The 5,278-nt window shown below is 71.1% G+C and carries 4 protein-coding genes and 1 pseudogene; 2 read left to right on the forward strand and 3 right to left on the reverse strand.

The features are described 5' to 3' along the window. From AB0M20_RS25945 to AB0M20_RS25955, 3 genes and pseudogenes are all read right to left on the reverse strand, one after another. Nucleotides 1-533: pseudogene (locus AB0M20_RS25945) on the reverse strand (carbohydrate ABC transporter permease); the annotation flags it as partial. Beyond that, nucleotides 530-1,450: an ABC transporter permease subunit gene (locus AB0M20_RS25950; protein ID WP_364302429.1), complete on the reverse strand. Its 921-nt coding sequence runs from the start codon at nt 1,448-1,450 to the stop codon at nt 530-532. The pseudogene AB0M20_RS25945 and the gene AB0M20_RS25950, both read right to left, overlap by 4 nt. Continuing rightward, nucleotides 1,447-3,111 (reverse strand): extracellular solute-binding protein, encoded by a 1,665-nt coding sequence (locus AB0M20_RS25955; protein WP_364302431.1) that lies wholly within the window; start codon nt 3,109-3,111, stop codon nt 1,447-1,449. Before AB0M20_RS25955 ends, AB0M20_RS25950 begins: the two co-directional genes overlap by 4 nt. An 88-nt stretch (nt 3,112-3,199) precedes the next feature. On the opposite strand from AB0M20_RS25955, the gene AB0M20_RS25960 reads away from it, so the two are divergent. Beyond that, nucleotides 3,200-4,468 carry an ROK family transcriptional regulator gene (locus tag AB0M20_RS25960; RefSeq protein ID WP_364302433.1) on the forward strand — a complete coding sequence of 423 codons (1,269 nt, stop codon included), beginning with the start codon at nt 3,200-3,202 and terminating at the stop codon, nt 4,466-4,468. An 89-nt stretch (nt 4,469-4,557) separates the two neighbouring features. Further along, on the forward strand, nt 4,558-5,278 hold a 721-nt coding region (locus AB0M20_RS25965), incomplete at its 3' end, for a glycoside hydrolase family 3 N-terminal domain-containing protein (protein ID WP_364302435.1).

Raw genomic sequence — 5,278 nt, forward strand, 5'->3', positions numbered from 1 at the left:
GCGCCGTCCACCCGGGCGCTGTCCAGCACCTCGCCCGGCAGGTTCTGGAAGAACGCCCGGATCACCACCAGGTTGAAGACGCTCATCGCGCTGGGCACGATCACCGACCAGATGCTGTCCTTGAGCCCGATGCCGGTCACCACCAGGTAGCTGGGCACCATGCCCGGGTAGATCAGAAAGGTGAGCAGGAAGTAGAAGAGCAGCGCCCGGTGGCCGAGCGAGCCCGGCCGGGAGAGGCCGTACGCGGCGAGCACGGTGACCACCAGGCTGACGGCGGTGCCGAGCACGGTGATGGTCGCGCTCACCACGAGGGCGCGGCTGATCTGCCCGCCGGAGAAGATGATCCGGTACGCGGACAGGTCGATCCCGCGCGGGACCACCACCAGCCCGCCCGCCGCGTTGATCGTCTCCCGCGACGACACGCTGGTGGCCAGCACCACCCACAGCGGGATCAGCACGGCCAGCACCACGACGGTGAGCACCGAGCCCTTGGCCGCCTGCAGCCCGGCGCCGGGCTTCTCCTCGAAGCTCATGACCGCTGGTACACCCCCTGCTCGCCGAGCGCGTGCGCGAGCCGGTTGGCCAGCAGGATCAGCAGCAGCCCGACCGCCGCCTTGAACAGCCCGGCCGCCGCACCCAGCCCGTAGTCGCCGGTGACGATCGACTGGTGGTAGATGAACGTGTCGAGCACCTCGGCGGCCTGCCGTCCGACCGCGTCGCGCTGCAGCAGGAACTGCTCGAAGCCGACCGACAGCGCGTCGCCGAGCCGCAGGATGAGCAGCAGCACGATCACCGGCCGCAGGCCGGGCAGCGTGATGTGCCAGAGCCGGCGCCACCGGCCGGCTCCGTCCACCGCGGCCGCCTCGTAGAGGTGACCGTCCACGGTGCTCAGTGCGGCCAGGAAGACGATCGCTCCCCAGCCCACGTCCTTCCAGACCGCTTCGCCGGTGACCAGCACGATGAAGGTGTCCGGGTTCGACATGATCTCCGGCGGGTCGATCCCGGCGTCCCGCAACTCCTGCGAGAGCAGCCCGGCGCCGCCGAGCATCTGCACGAAGAAGGTCACCACGAGCACCCAGCTGAAGAAGTGCGGCAGATAGACGACGGTCTGCACGAAGCCCCGCAGCCGCTTCGACATGACGCTGTTGAGCACCAACGCCAGCAGGATCGGCAGCGGGAAGAAGAAGACGAGCTGGAACGCGGTGATGGACAGCGTGTTCCACACCGCGTCCCAGAACGCCGGGTCGGAGAACAGGATCCGGAAGTTCTCGAAGCCGATGAACGGGCTGCCGATCAGCGCGGCGAGCGCGCTGTCGCCGTGGTAGGGGTTGTAGTCCTGGAAGGCCACCATGTTGCCGAGCACCGGCAGATAGTGGAAGACGCCGAGCAGAAGTACGCCGGGAGCGACCATCACCAGCAACGGCCAGTCCCGCCGGAACCGGCCCTTCATCGACCGGCGTCGGCGAGCGCCTTGCCCATCAGTTCGCGCGCCTCGTCGCCGCCCGCGGCCTTCCACTCCTTGACGATCGCGTCGATGTCGGTGAGCGGCCGGCGGCCACGGACCACGTCGGTGAACTTGTCCTGGAACGGCACCTGGCCGGACTTGTAGCGGGCCGGCATCTCCAGCTTGAGCCCGTCCCACGGGTCCTTCTCGAGGTACTTCACGGTCTGGTTGGAGTAGCCGAGCATGTCCGGCACGTACGCCGGGGTCTGCGGGGTCGGCTGCACCACCGGCCGGCGGCCACTGATGAAGAAGTACTGGTTGGCGATCTCCTTGAAGCCCAGGTCGGTCTTCACCGGGCCGGCGGCCGTCTTGTTGTGGTGCTTGCCCTCGACGCCGAACTCGCGGAGGTTGAACTCCTGCGTGCCGAACGGCGCCGAGCACCAGTCGACGATCCGCAGGATCTCCTCGACCCGGTCCTTCGGCAGGCCCTTCCTGATGAAGGTGTAGGAGATCGGCTCGTCGTCGCCCCAGGCGAGCGGGTCGCCGCCGGTGGCCGAGAAGAGCGGGACCGGCTGCACCTCGAAGCCCTTGGTGACGTTCTGCTGCTCGGCCTGCATCGGCTGCCACATGCCCATGCCGTCCTGGGTGATCAGTATCTTGCCGCTCTGGAACAGCTGCTTCATGTCGGCGCCGCGGCTGGCCACGATGTCCGGGTGCACCAGGCCGTCGGCGTAGAGACGTGCCATGAACTCGGCGGCGGCCTTGAACTCGGGCGTCTCGTACTTGAACTCCGGGGTCTTGTCCGGCCGGAGCCGCCATCCGTCCTTGGTGCCGGGCACCTTGTGCAGCATCTGGACCATCGCGAAGATGTCGGCGAACGCCCACACGCCCTTGGACGGGTTCGTGATCTGCTTGCCGATCTGGTACAGCTCGTCGATCGTGGCCGGCACCTTCCCGCCCGCCTTCTCGAGCAGGTCCTTGCGGTAGAACATCACCCACGGGAACGGGCCGTCGGTCGGGTTGGGCACCGACATGAGCCTTTCGTTCCAGCAGGCGTTGCGCCAGGCGCCGATCGGAAAGGTCTGCAACATGGGGTACGCGGCCGCCTTGGCCCCGGCGAGGTGCGGCGTGAGGTCCTCGAAGAGGGTGTTCACGGCGTCGCCGAAGCGGGCCAGCTTGGACACCTCCCAGCCGGGCACGCAGAGCAGGTCGGGGACGTCGCGGGCGCCGAGCAGCGCGCCGATCTTGTCGGCGTACTGCACGCCGTCCTGCACGCTGAACTGGACCGGCGTGCCGAGCTCGGCATTGATCGCGGTGAGGTAGGAGTTGCTCGCCCCGCTGGGCGGCGCCGGACCCCACGCCGGGGTGATCGCCCGCAGCGGCGCACCGCCCCGGCCGGGCTTCTCGGTGATCGCATCGGTCAGCGTGGCGGGAAACTTCGTGTAGCCGTCGGCCACCGGCCGGATGCCGGTGATGTCCGGCGGCGGGATGTCGAGGCCGGCCGGGTCCTTCAGCTCGGGCAGCACGCCGGCCAGCTTGTCGAGCTGCTGTGCGGTGCCGCCGCGGCTGCTCTTCTCCCCGCAGCCGGCGAGCACGCCTCCGCCGGCGACGGCTGCGGCGGAGAGCCCGGCGAGGCGGAACATGTCGCGGCGGCTGGGTGTGATCACGGCGCGCTCCCGAGTTAGTTTGGCTTGTAGCCAAACAAAGTAGCCGCCGGTAGTAAGGTGGACAAGAGCCACCGGTCACCGATAAGGCATGATGAGGTTTCCTAAGAACCAGGGGCGGTGGGTAGTGATCGAGGGGCGCGGCACGGGGCAGCCGACGGACCTGACCGATGTGCGGAGTGCGAACCTGGCCGTGGTGCTGAGGCACGTACGCACCCACACGCCGTGCTCGCGGGCCGACATCGCCGCGCACACCGGCCTGAACAAGGCCACTGTGTCCAGTCTGGTCACCGAGCTGCTCGATCGCCGGCTGCTGCGCGAGACCGGCCCGGCCGGCAACCGGATCGGCCGGCCCGCGTCGCTGCTCACCCTCCAGGGCCGGCCGTTCGCCGCCGTCGGCATCGAGGTCGGCGCGGACCACTTGGCGGCGGTCGCCGTCGACCTCACCGGCGAGCGGGTGCTCTCCTGGCGGCGCGCCTTCCCCGGGCTGGGCGCCTCGGCCGGGCGGGCGGAGTCGGCGGTGGCCGCGCTGGCCGGGCGGGTCGCCGCCAAGCTGACCGCCGACCGGCGGCGCATCCTCGGGCTCACCGTCGCGGTGCCGGGCGCGGTCACCGCCGAGGGCGCGGTCCGCTTCGCTCCGCACCTGGGATGGTCCGATCTCGACCTGCGTCCCGCGCTGACGAGGGTGCTGCGCCACCCGGACTACGAGATCGCGGTGGAGAACGACGCCGACCTGGCCGCGGTGGCCGAGCACCGGTCCGGGCCGCAGGCGGGTGCGCCCGACCTGATCGTGCTGCTCGGCGGGGCCGGGGTGGGCGCCGGCGTGATCGCCGGTGGCCGCCTGGTGCGCGGCGATCGGGGACTTGCCGGGCAGGTCGGCCATCTGCAGCTCGATCCGGCCGGCCCGCTCTGCCGCTGCGGGCGGCACGGCTGCCTGGAGGCGTACGCGGGACTGCCGGCCCTGGTCCGGGCCGCGCTGCCGGACACCCTGGCGGACGGCCCGATCACCGACTACGCCCCGGAGCTCGACCGGATGGTCGCCCAAGCCGGCGCCGGCGACCCGGTGGCGATGCGCGCGCTGGCAGAGGCGGGCCGGCGGCTCGGCCACGCGGTCTCGGTGCTGTCCGACCTGCTCGACCCGCGCGCGATCGTGCTCGGCGGCACCTTCGCCGCCCTAGCGCCGTGGCTACTCCCCGCGGTGGAGGCCGAGATGAAGGGCCGCGCGCTAGTCTCAGCGGCCGATAGCAGCACAGCGGACGGTCAGGTGCGGGCGTCCACGCTGGAGCCCGGAGCGGTGGCCGCGGGTGGGGCGGCGCTCGCGCTGGAACGGCTGGAAAGCGGTTACCTTCCCGGAAAGTGATGCGTACATCCCTTGACGGTCGTCGATGCGTGGTGACAATCTCGAAACATGTCGAAGCGCTTCGACGGCGCTGGCGGGAGGGCACGGCCATGGAGCTCGCCGACCGGGTGGAGGACCTGCTCGCCCGCCTGACCCGGGCCGAGATGATCGACCTGCTGCACCAGCACCAGGCCGCCGTCCCCCGGCTCGGCATCGGCCCGTTCCGCACCGGGACCGAGGCGCTGCACGGGGTCGCCTGGCTCGGCGAGGCGACCGTCTTCCCGCAGGCGGTGGGGCTGGGCGCCACGTGGGACCCCGAGCTGGTCGAGCGGGTCGGCGCGGCCACCGGCACCGAGGTGCGGGCCCTGCACCACAAGGACCCGGAGCGGGTCGGCCTCAACGTGTGGGCGCCCGTGGTGAACCCGCTGCGGGACCCGCGCTGGGGGCGCAACGAGGAGGGGTACGCCGAGGATCCGTGGCTGACCGGCATGCTCGGCACCGCGTTCGCCCGGGGACTGCGCGGTGACCATCCGACGTACCTGCGCACCGCGCCGACGCTGAAGCACTTCCTCGGCTACAACAACGAGACCGACCGCTCGCGGACCTCCAGCGACCTGCCGCCGCGGGTCCTGCACGAGTTCGAGCTGCCGGCCTTCCGCGCCCCTCTTCAGGCGGGCGCGGCGGTCGCCGTGATGGCGTCCTACAACCTGGTCATCGGCCGGCCCGCGCACCTGAGCCCGCTCCTGCGGCGCTTCCTCGGCGCCGAGGTGATGGTCGTCGGGGACGCCGGCGCCGGCACGAACATCGCCGGCGACCAGGCGTTCCTGCCGG

The sequence above is a fragment of the Actinoplanes sp. NPDC051633 genome (assembly GCF_040681735.1).
Taxonomy (GTDB): domain Bacteria; phylum Actinomycetota; class Actinomycetes; order Mycobacteriales; family Micromonosporaceae; genus Actinoplanes.

Excerpts from the sequence above, each read along its gene's own strand:
- AB0M20_RS25950 (WP_364302429.1), bottom strand. The coding sequence starts at position 1,450 with ATGAAGGGCCGGTTCCGGCGGGACTGGCCGTTGCTGGTGATGGTCGCT.
- AB0M20_RS25960 (WP_364302433.1), top strand. The coding sequence starts at position 3,200 with ATGATGAGGTTTCCTAAGAACCAGGGGCGGTGGGTAGTGATCGAGGGG.